Origin of the sequence: Xanthobacter sp. 126, from assembly GCF_000526175.1 — a bacterium.
In the GTDB taxonomy this organism is placed as follows: Bacteria; Pseudomonadota; Alphaproteobacteria; order Rhizobiales; family Xanthobacteraceae; genus Xanthobacter; species Xanthobacter aminoxidans.
Window position 1 is genome coordinate 3,926,302 of the sequence record NZ_JAFO01000001.1, and the last position, 17,801, is coordinate 3,944,102.

Consider the following 17,801-nt stretch of genomic DNA (forward strand, 5'->3'; position numbering starts at 1 on the left):
GCGACGTCACCGCCCTGCGGCAGGGCGCCGTCGGATGTCATCGCATCGCCGCGGGCCGCACGGGGCGTTGCGGCCGACGTGGGCCGTCTCATGCGACGAGGAAGCCGGCATCCACAGGATCCTCGCGGTTGATCGTCCAGCGCGCTGTGCCCAGCAGCCCGCGGTGCCTTTCACGGTCGGGCGCACCGCTCGGGTGCCATTCAGGTTGGCCTCGCCGATGAGGCAGCCCTCGAAGGTCCCGGACCCGATCAGTCCCTCGGAGCGGATCGGCTGGTGCATCTTCAGCTCGCCGCGCGCCTCGAACATCGCCATCATCGCGCTGGTGCCGGTGCCGCCCGGGGAGCGATCCAGCTGTCCCGCGGAAAAGACGTGGACGTTCTTGTAGAAGGCGCCCTCGATCGTTGGCTCGTGCCAGAAGGTGACGAAGTTGAAATTGTCGATGTGGCTCGAAGCGGGGTGCCGGGTTCCCACCTTCTGACGCAACTGCTCTCGCGCGATCACGCCGAGCTGCGACAACTGGGACCCGTTTTCCGGCGAAATCCTGAGCGAGGTGCCGCGCAAATCGATGATGCCGAAGTAATTGCCGCCCCAGACGATATCGGCCTTGAGCGAGCCGATGCCGGGCAAATCGAACGGCACGTCCTGGGCCGCGACTAGGCCGGGACATTCTCGAAGCGCGTCCACAGCACCTGCGGGCCGTCGTTGGCGACCTCGGCCGTCACCAGCCCGGCGGTGGTTTCGAAGCGGATGGTGGTGCGGCCGTTCTCGCCGCGCCGGGCAAGGCCGAGTGCGACCATGGCCATGCCGATGGCGATGGTCCCGTGGCCGCACATGTGGGAATATTGCGTGCCGTCGATATAGATCAGGCCGGCATCGTACTCGGGGCTGGACGGCGGCGTGAGGAAGACGCCGAACATGTCCTTGTGCCCGCGGGGCTCGCGCATCAGCGCGCAGCGCACCCAGTCGTAGTTTTCCTGAAGGTAACGGCGCTTCTCCAGGATGCTCGATCCGGCGGGATAGGGGATGCCGCTGTGGATGATGCAGAGGGGCTCGCCCTCGGTGTGCGTATAGATGACGTCGAAGACATTCTGCAGGCGCATTGTGGACTCCTCGGGACAACAATTGGCGGGATGAGTTAGCAGCTCCGCTCCGAGAGCAGGTCGAGGCCGATGGTCAGGTCGAGCAGCACGATGACGACCGCGGCGACGATGATCGTCAGGCCGGAGACGGCGGCAATCGTCGGATCGATCGAGTACTGGACGTAGTTGAACAACTGGACCGGGATCGTGGTCAGCTCGGCGGTAGTGTTGAAGATGCTGAGCTCGACATTGATCCACGACGCGATGAAGGCGAAGGTCGCGCCGCTGGCGACCCCGCTGCGGATCTGCGGCAGGGTCACGAGGAAGAAGGTCGTCGGCGGCGGGGCACCGAGATCGGCGGAGGCTTGCTCCAGGACGAGCTGGTCGTCGCTGAGCTGCGGCAGCGCAGCCCGCAGCGCGAAGGGCATGATGATCACCACATGTCCGACCAGCAGCGCCGGGAAGCTGCGCACCAGTCCGATGCGCCGCCGTACTGCAACAGCGCGGCGCCGAGCACGACATGCGGCAGGATGAGCGGAGACATCAGCGTTGCCGTGAACAGGCCGCGTCCGATGAACCGATAACGCGCGATGGCGATGGCCGCAGGCACGGCCAGAAACACCGCCAGGATGGTCGCGGCCACCGCCAGCTGCGTGCTGAGCAGGAAGGCCGAGACATAGGACGGGTCGCCCAGCATCTTGCTGTACCAGGACAGCGTCAGCCCCCGCGGCGGAAAGGCGAGAAAGCTGGTCGTGGTCAGTGATGCCCCGACCAGGACGACAAGGGGCAGCGCGAGATAGGCGAGCGCGGCGAACGAGACAATGCGGACGAGAGCCGAAACCATCTCATGTCCTCCTTGGCTCGCTGAGCCGGCCGGCAATGGTGACGAGCGCCAGCGTCATCACCAGCATCGTCATGCTCAGGGCACCGCCGTAGTTGAAGTCGAAGACCGAGCTGTATTGCTGGAAGATCAGCATGGAGAAGACCGTGATCTGGCCCCCGCTGAGCAGGGCCGGCGTGACATAGGCGCTCGCCGCCAGCATGAAGACCATGACCGCTCCGGACATGAGGCCGGGCAGGCTGAGCGGGAAGATGATCCGCCAGAACGTATCCGCGGGCGTCGCGCCGAGATCGGCCGAGGCCAGCTCCACCGCCTCGCCCACCTTCGCGAGGGCGTTGCCGACCGTCAGGACGATGAACGGCAGGAGGGTGTAGATGAGGCCGATCAGGATGCCGAGCTCGGTGCCGAGGAAGCGCATGGGCCGCTCGATCAGGCCGACTGCGATCAGCCCGTCATTGACGAGGCCGTTGCGGACGAGCAGCACCATCCAGCCGAAGGAGCGCACGATGTTGCTGGTGAACATCGGCACGACCAGCAGGATCAGGCGGGCGCGCCGCCAGGGCCGCCACTGGATGACGCGGACGAGATACCAGGCGAGCGGGTAGCCGATCAGAACGCAGGCGAGCGTGGTCAGGATGCTGATCCGGAATGTCACCCACAGCACGTTCCAGTGATAGGCGTCGGCGAGGATGCGGACGTAGTGCGAGAGTGTCGGCAGCCCTTTCGGGGTCGTCAGACTCGCGATCAGGACCACCGCCATCGGCGCCAGGAAGAAGGCGATGAAAAAGCCCGCCGGCAGGATGCAGAGCAAGAGGACCGGGCGCAGCGTACCGCGCATCACGCATCCCCCGTCACGAGGCGCAGATCGGCGACGCGGATGTTCGCGAAGACGAGTTGGCCGGTGGTCAGCCCGGCCAGGGCCGACGGGGCGAGCCGGGCGGTCAGTGTGGAGCCGCCCAGAGCGAGGGAGGCCATGGCATGGCTCCCGACATGGGCGATGTCGGACACGACGATCGGCAGAGCGAGACGCCCCGGAGCCGGCTCCGTCATGACGACAACATCCTCGGGCCGCAGCACGGCCGTGAGCGCGGCCTGCGGATATTCCGACGAGGCCGGCAGGGTGATCGTGCCGCCGAGCAGCGACAGACTGCCGTCGCCGTGCCTCTCGACCGGGATCAGATTGGCATCGCCGATGAAATCGGCGGCGAAACGGGTCGCCGGGCGGGCATAGATGTCCTGGCCGCGGCCGATCTGCTCGATGCGTCCGCCCCTCATCAGCACGATCCGGTCGGCCAGCACCATCGCCTCCTCCTGATCGTGGGTTACGAACAGGAAGGCGATGCCCAGCCGGTGCTGGATCCGCTTGAGTTCGGTCTGGACCTTCTTGCGGAGCTTCAGATCAAGCGCGCTCAGGGGCTCGTCGAGCAGAAGCAATTGCGGACGGTTGACGATGGCGCGTGCCAGGGCGACGCGCTGCTGCTGCCCGCCGGACAGCTGTGCGGGCAGGCGATCATCGAAACCGGTCAGGCCCACAAGGTCTAGCGCCTCGGTGGCGCGTCGCGCGGCCTCCGCCTTGCCGGCCCCCTGCCGGCGCGGACCGTAGGCGACGTTTTCCACGACGGTGAGGTGCGGGAACAGCGCGTAGTTCTGGAAAACGGTGTTCAGCGGGCGCCGATAGGGCGGCAGCCGCGTCACATCCTTGCCCGCGAGGTGGATGGTGCCGGCGTCGGGCGTGAGGAAGCCGGCGATGCAGCGCAGCAGCGTGGCCTTGCCGCAGCTCGACGTCCAGCTCGATATCCGTCAGCGCCGGCTGTCCGCAGAACGACTTGGATAGCCCACTGAGGGTGAGGATGGAGGTGCTCATCCGACGGCTCCGGATCTGGGGCTCATGCTGCTGGTGTCGGCCAGCTTACTTGCGGGCGATTTCGCGGTTCCACGTATCGACGACGCCCGCACGCAGCGCGTTGATGTCCGCCCAGTTGAAGAGCATCAGGCTTTTGACCGATCCCGTCTCCCCCCAGGGCAGCGTGCGGGCGGTTTCCGGCTTGACCGAGACGTTCTTCACCGAAGGTCCGAGGTAGAGCTTCTCCGCGAGGCATCCCGACGCCTCGGGCGTCAACGCCTGGTTGATGAACTTTCGGCGGCTTCCTTCTTCGCGCTCCCCTTCACGAGGTGCAGCCGGGTATCCCCCGCCCAGGCCCCTTCCTTCGGTACGACGAAGCCGATGGGCAGGCCTTTGTCCGCCAAATCCCAGGCGCCCACATTGAAATGCGCGCCGATGATCGCCTCTCCGCTCTGGAAGGCGTTGGTTGCAGCGTCCGAGGAATCGAAGAACAGGGCGGCCTTGAGTTCCTTGATCTTCTTGAAGGTCGGCGCGAGATCGCTGGTGGGGACGCCCTGGATGGCCAGCCGCGGCGGTCGAGCTGCGGGATTTTGGTCACCCCGAACGGCGACCTGATGGATCCGGCGGACTTCGACTACCTCGCCGTATGCGGCGGCAACGACTATCTCAACGACGCATCGCCGGAGAGCCTACTCGCCTACCTGCGGCGGGCGGCGGCGTCAGGCGTGCGCCTGCTCGGGATCTGCACCGGCTCATTCGCCATCGCCAGGGCCGGCCTTGTGGGGCCGCGGCGGGTCTGCGTTCACTGGAATGTGCTCGATGCCTTCAAGCAGCGCTTCCCGAAGCTGCAAGCGGGGGTGGAGCGTCTCTTCATCGACGAGGGGGATCTGATCACCTGTGCCGGCTCCACGGCGGCGATCGATCTCGGCCTTTACCTGGTCGCGCGCCACTGCGGCCGGGACAAGGCTCAGCAGGCCATGCGGCACATGATGCTGCAGCACATGCGACCGGCCGAGATGCCCCAGCCGCATTTCTATGCGGAGATCGGCCCCCACCTTGACGTCAGGGTGCAACAGGCCGCGCAGTTCATCGAGCAGCGGCTCGACAATCCTCCGCCGGTCGCGGCCATCGCGCGCTATGTGGGTGTCAGCCCGCGCCAGCTCGAGCGCCTGTTCGCGGTATCCCTCGGTCAGAGCCCGGCCGCGTTCCAGCGCGGCCTCCGGCTCGACTATGCACGATGGCTGATCCTCAACAGCAAGCGATCGCTGACAGACATCGCGATGGGAGCAGGCTTCGCCGACAGCGCCCACCTGTCACGGGACTTCAAGACCGCGTTCGGGGAAACGCCACGATCCCTGCGCCGCAACGCAAGCACAGGCCGGGCGGATGCCGGCAATCCGGGCTGACGAACCGGCATGTCGCGCCGGCCTTGCGACAGTCTCTCGCCCAAGCGCGGCGATCCCTTTGCCTTCCCCGCGTCCGGGCGGGACAAGGCCGAGCTGAAGAACCAGGTCGGCTGGCGCGGGAGCCCGTCTTCACACGACGCCTTCGGCGCGAAGGGCGGATCGCTCAGGGCTCGATCCGCTCAATAATGGTCGCGGTGCCCAGGCCACCACCACAGCACATGGACTGCAGGCGCCCACCACGTCGCTCCAATTCGCCCAGCAGCAGCGTCATCAGCCGCGCCCCGGAAGAGCCCAGCGGATGCGCACCAGCGCGTGCTGGACCCCTTCGGCGCGCCGATCCCCGGCCTCTATGCGGCAGGCGAGCTCGGCAGCCTGTTCGGCCACATCTATATGAGCGGCGGCAACCTCGCCGAATGTGTCATCGGCGGCCGCATCGCCGGCCGGCAGGCGGCCGATGCGCGATTTCCCGCCTGACGTCGTTCAACGGAGACCGAGGAAGGCGCCCGCCGCGTTCGATCGACGGTGTTTCCCCCTCTCGCATGAGATCGGCCGGCGCGGCGGTTCTTGTCCCGCCGCAAGAAAAATACGCTACCGACGGCACCGCGATGCAGCATGTCCACCACATGGACAGCCGCGACAATTCGCTGTCGAAAGGCCCTCGCTCATCCTACCCCTCAGGCAAGAATAATATCCGGGAGGATGACATGACTGACGGCGCACCTGCCCCACCGCGTGCCGAGCAATCCTTTGCGCTTTCCATCTCGGAACGGCCCAGGACAATCAACCTTCATCAGTAAATCGAGACGCTGGCATCTTGGCGTCGCCGGGACTTTGCCCGCTTGCGCGCGAGTCGCGGGCGGCCCCGGCACGCCTGCATCTGCTTTCAAGAACACAGCCAATAAACAGAGAGGCCCCGAGGATCCATGACACACGCCACTTATCCCCTTTCAGGACAAGCCGCGCCGAGTCTCAACAAGGGACAGTGGCGGATCATCTTCCTCGCGAGCCTCGGCGGGTCGCTCGAATTCTACGATTTCATCATCTACGGCATCTTCGTCCAGTATATCTCCGCCCAGTTCTTCCCGACAGATGATCCCTACGTCTCGCTGATCCTCTCCTTCTCGGTCCTGGCCCTCGGCTTCCTGGCCCGGCCGTTCGGTGGGGCGGTGCTGGGCATTCTGGGCGACCGCTATGGCCGCCGGCCGGTCTTCATCGGCTCGCTGGGCCTCACCACGCTCGCCACCATCGCCATCGGCCTGCTGCCGAACTACCAGTCCTGGGGCATTGCGGCGCCGCTGCTGCTGGTGGCCTTCCGCCTCGTGCAGGGCATCTGCCTCGGCGGCGAGCTGCCTGGCGCGGTGACCTATGCGGTGGAGGCGGCGCCTGCCCGCGCAGGCCTCGCCTGCGGCTTCATCATTTTCTGCGTCAATGTGGGCGTGCTCATCGCGACCCTGGTCAATCTCGGCATCCAGTACGCGCTGCCGCCGCAGGATGTGGCGGACTACGGCTGGCGCATCGCCTTCCTCCTCGGTGGTGTCATCGGCCTCATCAGCTTCGCGTTGCGCCGCAAGCTCGAAGAGTCGCCCGAGTTCGTGAACCTCCACGGCAAGGCCACGCGGCACCCCCTGCGGGAGCTGATGCGCCATCACGGCCGCTCGGTGCTGATGGCGGCCGGCGTCGCCGCCATCATCGCCGGCTTCAACGGCATGCTCTACGGCTTCGTGCCCGCCTTCCTGGTGAAGACGCTGCATTATCCCGCCCCCGACGTGGCGCTGGCCATGACGGTGGCGCTGGTGGTCAGCTCCGTCGGCCTCATCCTCGCCGGCTGGGCCGGGGACTTCGTGCCCGGACGCCTCATCCTTCGGGTTGGATCTCTGGGCATGGTGGTGGTGGTGGTTCCGCTGTTCGCGCTGATGGCGAACCACGGCGCCAGCATCGTCCTGGTGCTGAGCCTGCTGTCGCTGGTGTTCTCGTTGGCGAGCGGCATCTGGCCGAGCATCCTCGCCGGGCTCTTCCCGACGCAGGTGCGCTTCACCGGCATCGCTCTGTCCTACAATGTGAGCGTCACGCTGCTCTCCGGCTTCGCGCCGCTGGCCGCCACCGCGCTCATCGCCCAGACCGGGATGAATTCGGCCCCCGCACTCTACATCGCGGCGTCCGCGGCGCTGACCTTCTGGTGCAGCTTCCTCATCCCCGCCCGTTCGGCCTCGGCGCTGCCGCTGGCCTGAGGCCGCGCCCGCCGCCACCGCACCCCACCCCCACCCGGAGGACCACCGTCATGGGCGTCATCGCGCTCGGTTATCTCGGCATCCGCTCGGACAGGATGGACGACTGGAACGCCTTCGCCTCGGGTCTCCTCGCCATGCAGGCGGTGGACGCGACGCGCGCCCAGACGACCTTCCGCATGGACGACCAGCGCCAGCGGCTGTTCGTGGTGAACGAGCCGGGCGCGGTGATCGCCGCCATCGGCTGGGAGGTGGAGGAGAAGGCGGACCTCGACCTTTTCGCCGCGCGCATCGAGGCCGCCGGCGTCGCGGTGTCACGGGGCTCACGGTCGCTGGCGGACCGGCGCTTCGTCGAAGATCTCATCACCTTCGCCGATCCCGACGGCAACAGTGTCGAGCTGTTCTTCAAGCCCATGCGGGCGAGCGACCCCTTCGTGCCCGGCCGCCCCATCTCGGGCTTCCGCACCGGCCCGTTCGGCATGGGGCACGCCGTGCTGCACGCGGTGCGGATCGACGCGCTCCTGCCCTTCTATCGCGACCTGCTCGACTTCCACATCAGCGACTACGGGCTCACCCCCTATCCGCTCTATTTCTTTCATGTGAACGGCCGCCACCACAGCCTCGCCATGGTGGGCTCGGGGCAGACCGGCTTTCACCACTTCATGATCGAGTTCAACAATCTCGACGACGTGGGCCAGGGCTACGACCTCGCCGAGCTGGACGAGGGGCGCCTCGCCTACACGCTGGGGCGCCACACCAACGATTTCATGACCTCCTTCTACGCCAACTCGCCCTCCGGCTTCTTCGTGGAGAACGGCTGGGGCGGGCGGGTGATCGATCCGGCCACATGGGAGCCGCACGAGACCTTCGCAGGGCCGAGCTTCTGGGGGCACGAACGCCTCTATCTGCCCGAGGAGCCGCGCGCCCGCCTGCGCAAAATGCGCCTCGCGGCAGCCGCGAAAGGCCTCAGGTCGCCGGACGTGGTCGACTGCCCCTGGCTCTACAGCCGGCTGGCGGGCTGACCGCCGCCCTTCCGATCCAAGTCCCCGCGGGACCGCGCTTCCGCCCTCCCGCAGGTTCTCTTCATCGCGCCGATGTCCGCTAGGCGGACGCCGGGACCGGCATCATTGCCGGCTGAGCCCCGCTCTGGGATCAGTCCGGCCCAAACACGGGGAAAACCATGCCCGAGGCAAACGGCAGCACGCCGGATCATTTCGACGTCGTCATCATCGGCCTCGGCCCGGTGGGGGCGACCCTCGCCAACCTGCTCGGCCTTCAGGGCGTCTCCACCCTCGTGCTGGAACGCGAGACAGAGGCCTATCACCTGCCGCGCGCCGTGCACTTCGATGACGAGGTAATGCGCGTGTTCCAGACCATCGGCCTCGCGGATGAAATCGTCCCGTCGCTGCGGGTCAATCCGGGCATGCGCTTCGTCGACGTGAACGGCGCGCTGCTGATGGACTGGCCGCGCTCGCCCGGGGTGAGCGAATTCGGCTGGCACGCCAGCTACCGCTTCCACCAGCCGGACCTGGAGCGGACCCTGCGTGACGGCCTCGGGCGCTTCGCCAGCGTCCGGGTGCGCACGCGCTGTGACGCCTTCGCCTTCGTTGAGGACGACGAGGGGGTGACGGTCCGCTATGAGGACCTCGCCACCGGCCGCCTGCAGCAGGCCCGCGCCCGCTATGTGGTGGGCTGCGACGGTGCCCGCTCGCTGGTGCGCCGCTTCATCGGCTCCTCCATGGACGACCTCGGCTTCCACGAGCGCTGGCTGGTGGTGGACGCGATTCTCCGGCGGCCGAAGCCCGAGCTGGGCGATCACACCATCCAGTATTGCGACCCCGCGCGCCCCGCCACCTATGTGCGCGGTCCCGGCGACCGCCGCCGCTGGGAGATCACCGTCCTGCCCGAGGAGGATGGCCGCACCGTGGTGCATCCCGAGAAAGTCTGGTCGCTGCTGGCGCCGTGGCTGCGTCCGGACGAGGCGGAGCTGGAGCGGGCGGCGGTCTATACCTTCCATTCGGCGGTGGCGCAGCGCTGGCGCGCCGGCCGGCTGCTGCTGGCGGGCGACGCCGCGCACCAGACCCCGCCCTTCATGGGCCAGGGCATGTGCTCCGGCATCCGCGACGTGGCGAACCTCGCCTGGAAGCTCGAGGCGGTGGTGAAGGGGCGGGCCGAGGACAGCCTGCTCGACACCTACCAGAGCGAGCGGGAGCCCGACGCCCGTGCCTATATCGAGACCGCGGTGCGGCTCGGCGGCCTCATCAATACCTGCGGCACTGAGGCGGCCCTCAACGCCGCCTTCCGCGACGCGGACGGCGTGGTGCGCCTGCGCAGCCGCGTGCCCCAGCTGGGACCGGGCGTCGCCATCGGCCGCGTGGACATCGCCGGCAGCCGCTTCGCCCAGCCCCGCCTCGCCGACGGGCGCCGGCTGGACGACGCCGTGGGCTTCGGCTTCGCCCTGCTGTGCTGCGACCAGCTTTGGCGCCGCGCCTCCGAGCGGGTGCGCCAGCGCTTCGAGGCGGCCGGCATCGCCGTCGTCACCGTGGCCGACTGCCCCGACCTCGGCCCGCTGCTGGACGCGGCCGGCGCGGCGGCGGTGCTCGTCCGCCCCGACCGCTACGTGGCCGGAAGCGCGGTCGACGAGACGGACCTTGCCGCCATGGCCGATGCGCTGGCCCCCGCCGCCCCCGCACAGGCCTCTGCCGCCTGATCTCTCTCACATCCCGAAACGTTCAAGGAAAAGGTTTGCCCCCATGAAGTTCGCGTCCTTCACCCATGCCGGCAACGCCGGCTACGGCCTCGTGACCGATGGCGGGATCGTCGATCTCGCCCGCCGCTTCCCCGAGGCGCCAACGTTGCGCACCTTCATCGCCGGCGGTCTCGACCGCGCCGCCGCTCTGGTCGGCGCGCCGGCGGATTTCGCCCTCGCCGACGTGACGCTGGCGCCGGTCATTCCCGACCCGGACAAGATCGTGTGCGTCGGCCTCAACTACCACGACCACGTGGTGGAGACGGGCCGCACGGTCACTCCCAATCCCATGCTTTTCGCGCGCTATGCCGGCAGCCAGGTGGGAGACGGCGAAGCGCTGGTGAAGCCGCTGGAATCCGACGAGTTCGACTATGAGGGCGAGCTTGCCGTCATCATCGGCAAGGGCGGGCGGCGCATCTCGGAGGCCGATGCGCTGTCCCATGTGGCGGGCTATGCCTGCTACAACGATGCCAGCGTGCGCGACTGGCAGCGCCACACCTCGCAGTTCATGCCCGGCAAGACGTTTGCCGCCACCGGCGGCTTCGGCCCATGGATGGTGAGCGCCGACGAGATCGGCGATCCGACCCGCCTCACCCTCGCCACCCGTCTCAACGGCACTGAGGTGCAGCGCACCACCGTGGACCTGATGATCACGCCCATCCCCACGCTGATCGCCTACACCTCCACCATCCTGCCCCTGCTGCCCGGCGACGTGATCGTCTCCGGCACGCCCGGCGGTGTCGGTGCGCGGCGCACGCCCAAGCTGTTCATGAAGGACGGCGATGTGGTGGAAGTGGAAGTGAGCGGCATCGGCGTGCTGCGCAACCCCGTCGTCGCCGAGGAGGCCTGAGGCCAGACCCGGCCAGCCCGGCGCCAACCGGGCCGGCCGGGCTGGGCACCACCCTCCCATCGTGTGTAGCATGGCGGGAAGACCGGCTCGTCCGGCCGAGGGGGAGCGCCGCCGGACCATGGGACAACGACCGGCTGACGATGGCGCGGGGGCGCAGGACCGCACCGACAGCGTGCGCGCGCTGCGCCGCGGGCTCGCCGTGCTGCGCCACATCAATGCGGTGGGCAGCACCAGTGCCGCCGCCATCGCCCGCGCCCTCGACATCCCGCGACCCACCGTCTACCGCCTGCTGCAGACGCTGGAGGAGGAGGGCTATGTGGCCTTCTCGGCCTCCTCGTCGCAGGTGCGTGTCACGCGCCTCTCCGCCAGCCTCGGCGACGGCTATGCGTCGCATTCCCGCGTGTGTCAGGCGGCCGGGCCGGTGTTCGGCGAGCAAGGGCCGCGCCTCGTCTGGCCGCTCGACCTGACGGTGTATGAGAACGCCGCCATGGTGATCCACGAGACCACCCACACGCGCAGCCCGCTTTCCATCGACCGGGGCATGATCGGCTATCGCCTGCCCATGCTGCGTACCTCCGCGGGCCGCGCCTATCTCGCCTTCTGCCGGGACGAGGAACGGGCAATGATCCTCGACCATCTGCGCCGCATCCCCGACCCGGAGGATCGCCCCTTCCTTGAGGAGGCATGGCTCAAGCGCATGATCGAGGAGACGCGCCGCCGCGCCATCGGAGTGCGCGATGGGGGCGAGTTCCGGCCGAAGACCTCCAGCATCGCCGCCCCCGTGATGGTGGATGATCGGGTGGAGGCGGTGGTCTCGATGATCTGGATTCGCACCGCCCTGTCATTGGACGAGGCGATTTCTGCGCATTCGGACGCATTGCTGGGCATAGCGCGGGCCATCGCGCGAACGATCTCCGCGCAGCCGAATGAGGCAGTTCCATAGATAGCCCCGGGACGGAAGGAGCCCGGTCGCGCGACGCCATCGCGTGGCCGGGTGTTCTCCTTGGAGGGAGATCTGCCACACCCGCGTGCTGACCGCAGTTGTGAATCGGCGTGGAACGAGGCCCCTGTTTGGGGGGGTATCGGTGTCCAAACGGGGCCCCTCTGATGGAGGGGTTCACTGATCGGCCACCGAATGCGGTCCCCTCCCGGGGAACAACATTGCGAAGTGCCCCGCTTCAGGGGCCGCGCAAACCTTATGCCACCACCTTGGCATAGGTCTCGATTTGCACCTTCTGCCAAGGCCTTAGCATTGAGGTGACCTGCACCAGGGTGCTGGCGGGACGGATGGCGTCGAAGCGCTCCAGATGGCCGCGGGCGACCCCGTCCGCATCTGCCATGTCGCGCACATAGACCACCGTGCGCACCACGTCCGACATGCGGCCGCCCGCCTCGGCAATCGCCTTCCTGAAGGATCTGGACGGTTTCTTCACCTTCGTGGTGGGCACGGAGAACGGCTTCTCGGTGCTGCGCGATCCTATCGCCTGCAAGCCGGCGGTGATGGCCGAGACCGACCGCTACGTTGCCTTCGCCTCCGAGTTCAAGAGCCTCACCGTCCTGCCGGACATCGCGAGCGCCAAGGTGTGGGAGCCCAAGCCCGCGACTGTCCATTTCTGGGAGCATTCCTGACATGCCCGTCGTCGATCTCGCGAAGTCCTCCCTCCGGGAGCTGAACGCGGCCCTGCAACAGCTCGGCCCCACCACAAACGAAACCGACTGGACGGTGCTGAACCCCTCCGGCGAGCACGCTATCGCAGCGGGGGTAGATGCCCCCGTCACCGTCACCATCGCCGGCCCCGTGGGTTATTTCTGCGGCGGCATGAACAAGCAGGCCACCCTGGTGGTGGAAGGCAGCGCCGGCCAGGGCGCCGGCGAGAACATGATGAGCGGCCTCATCCATGTGAAGGGCGATGCCAGCCAGTCGGCGGGCGCCACCGGTCGCGGCGGCCTGCTCATCGTGGAGGGCAACGCCTCCGCCCGCTGCGGCATCTCCACGAAGGGCATCGACATCGTGGTAAAGGGCGGCATCGGCCACCTCTCCGCCTTCATGGGCCAGAGCGGGCGCCTCGTGGTGTTCGGCGAGGCCGGCGAGGCACTGGGCGACAGCCTTTATGAGGCCCGCCTTTATGTGCGCGGGCCTGTGGCAGGGCTCGGAGCGGACTGCATCGAAAAGGAGATGCGAGACGAGCACCGGCAGGAACTGATCGATCTCATCAAGGCCGCTGGCGAAGCCGGCAAGGTGGATGTGGGCGAGTTCCGCCGCTACGGCTCGGCCCGCAAGCTCTACAATTTCAACATCGACAATGTGGATGCCTACTGATGAGCGAGCGAGACTGGCTTCCGACCACGCCGCGCAAGTCCGCGACTTTCACCGTGTTCGCGGAGGTCTCGATGAAGCCGCCGTCGCCCCCGCTGGGGGCGGATGCGTCGAGGGCGCCGGACACCTTGGTGGTGCCGCCGGCCGCCTTCAGCTTGATGGAGCCCGTCTTGTAGGTGGCCTTGCCCCCGATCAGAGAGGCCATGGTGCGGGCCTGGATGAGCCCGGTGTTGTTGACCTGCCCGGAGAGCACCGCATCTGCCGCCTTCGCGGTCAGGATGACCTTGCCGCCGTCGACCTTGATGAGCTGCCTGTTCTCGACCAGCGCGTTCATGACGCCTTGGTCGATGGTCACGTCGAACAGGGAGCTGCCGTCGAAATTGAGCGTGATCTTCGAGCCCGAAGTGAGTGCCACCGTGCCGAGCGTGGCGGTGATGACGCCCTGATTGGAGACCGTCTTGCCCATGAGCGAGACATAGCCGCCGGGCGCGGCAGTAAGCGAGCCCTTGTTGATGACGGAATTGCCGGACGATCCGGAGAAGACGTAATTGCCGGACAGAAAATCTTGGTTGGGAATATCGATCGTCGAGGCGACGAGGCCGCCCACGTTCACCTGGCTGGTGCCGGTGAAGAGGATTCCGGCGGAATTGACGATGAAGACCTGACCGTTGGCATTGATCGCGCCGGCGATGATCGAGCTTTCATTTCCGGTGACACGGTTCAGTGTGACGGAAGAACTGGAGGGCTGGTTGAAGTCCACCGTTTCCGTCTTGGCCACGGAGAAGGACTGCCAATTGATGATGGCCTTGTTGGTGGACTGATTGACGGTGGTGGTTGAGCCCGACTGGGAGATGGTGGCCGCCCCCGCCGCCACAGTGCCGCCCTGAGGCGGCACTGGCGGGATGCGGGATGAAGAGGGGTGCAAGGGCTGTGGAGGCGGCCAGGAGGCGCGCCAAACGCCGGGACCTGGGCGCCGACCGTCCGACCCGAATTGCGCCGATCAGCCTTGCATGCCGCTGGCCAGGCAGATGGACACAGGCGCGCACCCTCCCGTGCCCGCACGCGCGGGTCTGGATAAGGGTCATCTGCAATCCTTCGAACGAAATGAACGGGTTATGAAAGCTGCATGAGAACGCAATTCACGATGGGCACTCAAACGTTATATTCATATAGATATAGGAATCAACGCCAACGAGCGGGGCCAGGGCCGCCGAACGGTTTCATGATGCGATGTGATGATATTGTCACACATGGCGAATCGAGATGGAACCGCAACGATACCCAATATTGAGGCCGCCAGCCCAGCAGCGCGTTATCCTCTCGCGCGCCTCATCCATCCCGCAGAATTCCCAACTTTCGCGCGTCGCAAAAGTGGCGACCTTTGCAATACCGCAGCGTGAAATGATCTTTGGCCGACGTTCAGCAGGTCCGTTTCTGGGAAATTCAACCACAGTGGCAGTGAATATGTTTAAAAAAACTTCACGTTGGATACGCCATCAAACACAACAAATTAAGTTAGAAGATATGACTTCAGGGCGGCCGCATGGTGACCCCAAGTGCGCCCCTCATTCATGATCCACTGAGCCCCACGGGCTCCAATTTGCTTTCGGGATTCACCATCGGTAAACAACATCTCTAAAGCAGCGACAATTTCCTCTACACTGCTTTCTCCCCAACCTTCTGTGCCGACTGAATTCGACGCGACGGGAGCCTGAGCGCTCAGAGCGACACAATTGTCGTTGCCAACCAAGTCGCGGGTGCCCGTGTTATTGGCGAGTATCACCGGAATCCCGCAAGCCATCGCTTCCTTCGCGGGGAGATTTGTGGCGGCCTCGCATCGCGACACCTGTACTGCGCAGTCCATTTCGCGTAAAATTGATGGGATCAATGGGTTAGGTGTCGGTGGCAATTCTAGAAACTGGCTCTCATCGACCCCATTCTCGATAATCCATCGCTTCACATCCAGCACGCCTCTGGTATCCATTCTAAGCGGGGATTTCAGCTTGCCCTGAAAGCCCACAGAGCCCTTTGGCCAGGGAGAATGCCAGGCAGCGACCAGAACGGCCTCTTTGTGGCGCGCCGCAAATTCGCGGAATGCCAACAATACCAGATCGTGTCCTTTACGAAATTCGATCTTTCCACCAGAGAATACGTAAAATTTACTGGGGTCGAGAACTCCGGATTTGGGTCCCGGGAAAAACTGTGAGCTATCTATCCCCTCATAAATCATTGTCACAGGCTTTCCACTCGTCGCCCTTAAAATATCTGCACTCCAGTTCGAAGCACACAGCACATCGTCGTGGCTAGCTAACAGCTGACGAGCGTTATCGACACGCGTATCCTCCAACACGCACCGAGCGATTGTTCGCCGTCCTTTGAAGTGAGGCGCCGCCGCCGCGCCGAACCGATTGCCGAACCCATTCACGACGATGATGTCCTTTGCGGCGGCGCCGGTCTTGTCCGCGATTAAGCCGGCTAGAAATGTATTGGATTTAATCACGGCGGGACCCATTGCGAACATGCGCAAAGGATCCATGGCCTGAACATCGGCCGGTCCGATCGGGCGGCCCATCAATGGTTGCACATCTGGATCGACCGCCCAGCGTTGAAAAATATTCAAACCAAGCAATCCCCATCCAAAATAATTATTAGCCTGCCAATTCAGCATAATTTTCTTGTGCATGGATTTCTCCAAACCAAAAAAGAATTTATCGCACGAAATTAAGATGGTTTCCCTTACGAAACAGCGTTCTTCCGCGCGGAACCTTTAAGGGCATCTTGGCGGGTAGGTATTGAGGTTTCAACCGGAAACTCGCGCATAGGCTGTGGAGTGCATCACTGCCTGCCGCCGACACCGGCAGCATGTCGCTAGCCTGCATGTCCGCAATCGGGCAGATGCCGACGGCAGCTCCTGGCGCTCTCCGATCGTTCACAAAAGGACTAACTTTTGCGACACCCACACCCCTCCCGATCCGCCTCAGCTTCAGCTTCAGCGTTGCAAACGTCAGTCGCAGAACGGATCATCTCTGCGACAAGTTTTGCAACAGGCCTCCTGATGCGCATCGGATCCGCCTGCGTCTCGACCGACGACCACGACCTGACCCGACAATGCACGGCGCTGCAGGTGGCCGGGTGCGAGCGCATTTTCGAGGAGAAAGGCAGCGGCGCGGTCCGCACGCGGCCCCAGATCGAGGCGATGCCGGGGCGATTGCGGGGTGGCGACGTGGTCAGGTGACGCGCCTCGACCGATTTGCGCGCTCCACCCGCGATCTTCTCGACATCCCAGAGCGCGTGTCGACCGCTGGCGCCGGCCTCCGCTCCCTGGCCGAGCCGACCACGCCGGCCGCGTGGTGTTGGGACTCTTTGCGGGTATTGCAGAGTTCGAATGATCCCTGATTGCTGAACGGACCGCCAAAGGCAGAACGGCAGCAAGGGCGCGAGGAACCGGTGTCCACGTGACACGGCCCCGCGTGCGACCATCATTCAATTCGTTTTAAGCGTCGGCATGCCTCACTGTGCGACGATGCAGGATAGGGCCCTCAGATATCTCCTTGCCGTCATCCGCGCCGGCTCCGTCCGGGCCGCTGCGGAGACCCTGAACGTTGCCGCCTCGGCGGTGAGCCGGCAGATCATCGATCTGGAGGCCGAGGTGGGCCAGCCGCTGATCGAGCGTCTGCCGCGTGGCGTCGTGCCGACGGAGGCCGGCCGAATCGTCGCCGAACATGCCCAGCGCGAGGCCGACGAACGCCTGTTGCTGGAGGACCGGCTGAGCCGCCTTCGGGGCGTGCAGCAGGGCACCGTGCGCATCTGGTGCGGCGGCGGCTTCGTCGCCGACCTGATGGAGCATGGCCTCGCCAGCTTTTCCGAGCATTATGGCGGCGTTGGATACAAGATCACCCTCGGCACCACGGACGGCATCCTCGCGGCCATCGCGCAGGGCGATGCGGATATCGGCATGGCCTACAATCCGCAGGCCCACCCGGATGTGCGCAGCGTGGTCACGGCCCGCCAGCCGCTGTTCGCCATCGTGCCGCCGGACCACCCGCTGAAGTCCGGCGGGGTGGCGGTGCCCCTGCGCACCTTCGCCTCCGAGCCGGTGGCGCTGTTTCCGCCCGATCACGGCCTGCGCCAGATGATCGGCCGGGTGGAGGCGAACGAAGGCTTCCACCTCGGCGGACGGCTGGAGACCGCCTCCTTCGACCTGCACCGCCGGTTCATCGCGCAGGGGCTGGGCGTCGGGTTCCTGCCCCACTTCGTGGTGGCAGACGAGGTGGCAACCGGCGCCATGCGCGCCATCGCGCTGCGTGATGCCCTCCTGTCCGAAGCCCGCAGCCACCTGCTGCTGCGCGCCTGCCGCCGCCTGCCGGAAGCCTCCCGGCGGCTGCTCAACCATCTCGCCCAGCACATGCACGCTTTCCAGAACGTGCCGTAGAGCCGGGATCGCGGGCAAGGGCGGGCCCTCGCAATCTCCGCGGAACGCACGATCGGACG

General features: G+C 66.0%; 20 protein-coding genes and 2 pseudogenes. 11 read left to right on the forward strand and 11 right to left on the reverse strand.

The genetic code is table 11. The annotated features are described in order from the left end of the window. Positions 1–6: 6 nt before the first annotated feature. The 7 genes from XAN126_RS29120 to XAN126_RS29140 all read right to left on the reverse strand — a co-directional run bounded on the left by XAN126_RS29120 (position 7) and on the right by XAN126_RS29140 (position 3,985). Positions 7–639, reverse strand: a complete 633-nt coding sequence (locus tag XAN126_RS29120; RefSeq protein WP_245272283.1) for a proline racemase family protein — start codon at positions 637–639, stop codon at positions 7–9. Between the two features lie 14 nt (positions 640–653). Further along, positions 654–1,100 (reverse strand): proline racemase family protein, encoded by a 447-nt coding sequence (locus XAN126_RS29125; RefSeq protein ID WP_245272284.1) that lies wholly within the window; start codon positions 1,098–1,100, stop codon positions 654–656. A gap of 35 nt (positions 1,101–1,135) precedes the next feature. After that, a complete protein-coding gene (locus XAN126_RS29130) occupies positions 1,136–1,516 on the reverse strand; it encodes an ABC transporter permease subunit (RefSeq protein ID WP_245272285.1) in 381 nt (126 codons plus the stop codon). After that, positions 1,513–1,923, reverse strand: coding sequence for a hypothetical protein (locus XAN126_RS29135; RefSeq protein ID WP_245272286.1), 411 nt, complete (start codon positions 1,921–1,923; stop codon positions 1,513–1,515). The genes XAN126_RS29130 and XAN126_RS29135 overlap by 4 nt, the downstream gene beginning before the upstream one ends. 1 nt (position 1,924) lies before the next feature. After that, positions 1,925–2,758 carry an ABC transporter permease gene (locus XAN126_RS0118655; RefSeq protein WP_024280099.1) on the reverse strand — a complete coding sequence of 278 codons (834 nt, stop codon included), beginning with the start codon at positions 2,756–2,758 and terminating at the stop codon, positions 1,925–1,927. Beyond that, complete coding sequence (locus tag XAN126_RS26490) at positions 2,758–3,717, reverse strand: ABC transporter ATP-binding protein (RefSeq protein WP_197024125.1); 960 nt, start codon at positions 3,715–3,717, stop codon at positions 2,758–2,760. The genes XAN126_RS0118655 and XAN126_RS26490 overlap by 1 nt, the downstream gene beginning before the upstream one ends. 112 nt (positions 3,718–3,829) lie before the next feature. Further along, positions 3,830–3,985, reverse strand: coding sequence for a hypothetical protein (locus XAN126_RS29140; RefSeq protein ID WP_245272287.1), 156 nt, complete (start codon positions 3,983–3,985; stop codon positions 3,830–3,832). Between the two features lie 203 nt (positions 3,986–4,188). Between XAN126_RS29140 and XAN126_RS0118670 the strand changes: the two genes are divergently transcribed. Further along, positions 4,189–5,169, forward strand: a complete 981-nt coding sequence (locus XAN126_RS0118670; protein ID WP_024280101.1) for a GlxA family transcriptional regulator — start codon at positions 4,189–4,191, stop codon at positions 5,167–5,169. Positions 5,170–5,332: 163 nt separating this feature from the next. Here the strand turns inward: XAN126_RS0118670 and XAN126_RS29145 are convergent. Further along, positions 5,333–5,470: pseudogene (locus XAN126_RS29145) on the reverse strand (acetyl-CoA C-acetyltransferase); the annotation flags it as partial. An 11-nt stretch (positions 5,471–5,481) separates the two neighbouring features. Here XAN126_RS29145 and XAN126_RS29150 point away from each other — a divergent pair. The 6 genes from XAN126_RS29150 (at position 5,482) to XAN126_RS0118700 (ending at position 11,936) form a co-directional block, all read left to right on the forward strand. Continuing rightward, a complete protein-coding gene (locus tag XAN126_RS29150) occupies positions 5,482–5,643 on the forward strand; it encodes a hypothetical protein (RefSeq protein ID WP_245272289.1) in 162 nt (53 codons plus the stop codon). Positions 5,644–6,092: 449 nt separating this feature from the next. Next, entirely contained in the window at positions 6,093–7,397 is a 1,305-nt protein-coding gene (locus XAN126_RS0118680; protein WP_029877401.1) for an MFS transporter, read from the forward strand. A gap of 50 nt (positions 7,398–7,447) precedes the next feature. After that, on the forward strand, positions 7,448–8,416 hold the full coding sequence (locus tag XAN126_RS0118685; RefSeq protein WP_024280102.1) for a VOC family protein: 969 nt from the start codon (positions 7,448–7,450) through the stop codon (positions 8,414–8,416). A gap of 158 nt (positions 8,417–8,574) precedes the next feature. Continuing rightward, a complete protein-coding gene (locus XAN126_RS0118690; RefSeq protein WP_024280103.1) occupies positions 8,575–10,104 on the forward strand; it encodes a bifunctional 3-(3-hydroxy-phenyl)propionate/3-hydroxycinnamic acid hydroxylase in 1,530 nt (509 codons plus the stop codon). Positions 10,105–10,147: 43 nt separating this feature from the next. Continuing rightward, a complete protein-coding gene (locus XAN126_RS0118695) occupies positions 10,148–10,993 on the forward strand; it encodes a fumarylacetoacetate hydrolase family protein (RefSeq protein ID WP_024280104.1) in 846 nt (281 codons plus the stop codon). Between the two features lie 118 nt (positions 10,994–11,111). Further along, positions 11,112–11,936, forward strand: a complete 825-nt coding sequence (locus XAN126_RS0118700) for a DNA-binding transcriptional regulator (RefSeq protein WP_024280105.1) — start codon at positions 11,112–11,114, stop codon at positions 11,934–11,936. 253 nt (positions 11,937–12,189) lie between these two features. On the opposite strand, the gene XAN126_RS0118705 is transcribed toward XAN126_RS0118700, so the two are convergent. After that, positions 12,190–12,372 carry a Rid family hydrolase gene (locus XAN126_RS0118705; protein ID WP_081762693.1) on the reverse strand — a complete coding sequence of 61 codons (183 nt, stop codon included), beginning with the start codon at positions 12,370–12,372 and terminating at the stop codon, positions 12,190–12,192. Positions 12,373–12,406: 34 nt separating this feature from the next. Here XAN126_RS0118705 and XAN126_RS0118710 point away from each other — a divergent pair. Continuing rightward, a pseudogene (locus tag XAN126_RS0118710) lies at positions 12,407–12,622 on the forward strand (glutamine amidotransferase); the annotation flags it as partial. Between the two features lies 1 nt (position 12,623). Further along, a complete protein-coding gene (locus XAN126_RS0118715; protein WP_024280108.1) occupies positions 12,624–13,313 on the forward strand; it encodes a protein glxC in 690 nt (229 codons plus the stop codon). On the opposite strand, the gene XAN126_RS0118720 is transcribed toward XAN126_RS0118715, so the two are convergent. Beyond that, a complete protein-coding gene (locus tag XAN126_RS0118720; RefSeq protein WP_245272290.1) occupies positions 13,285–14,205 on the reverse strand; it encodes a filamentous hemagglutinin N-terminal domain-containing protein in 921 nt (306 codons plus the stop codon). The genes XAN126_RS0118715 and XAN126_RS0118720 overlap by 29 nt on opposite strands. Positions 14,206–14,820: 615 nt before the next feature. After that, complete coding sequence (locus tag XAN126_RS27925; protein WP_081762694.1) at positions 14,821–15,993, reverse strand: glycosyltransferase family 4 protein; 1,173 nt, start codon at positions 15,991–15,993, stop codon at positions 14,821–14,823. A gap of 372 nt (positions 15,994–16,365) precedes the next feature. Between XAN126_RS27925 and XAN126_RS29155 the strand changes: the two genes are divergently transcribed. Then, entirely contained in the window at positions 16,366–16,545 is a 180-nt protein-coding gene (locus tag XAN126_RS29155) for a recombinase family protein (protein WP_024280110.1), read from the forward strand. A 288-nt stretch (positions 16,546–16,833) separates the two neighbouring features. Continuing rightward, positions 16,834–17,742 carry a LysR family transcriptional regulator gene (locus XAN126_RS0118730; RefSeq protein WP_024280111.1) on the forward strand — a complete coding sequence of 303 codons (909 nt, stop codon included), beginning with the start codon at positions 16,834–16,836 and terminating at the stop codon, positions 17,740–17,742. Positions 17,743–17,801: the final 59 nt, after the last annotated feature.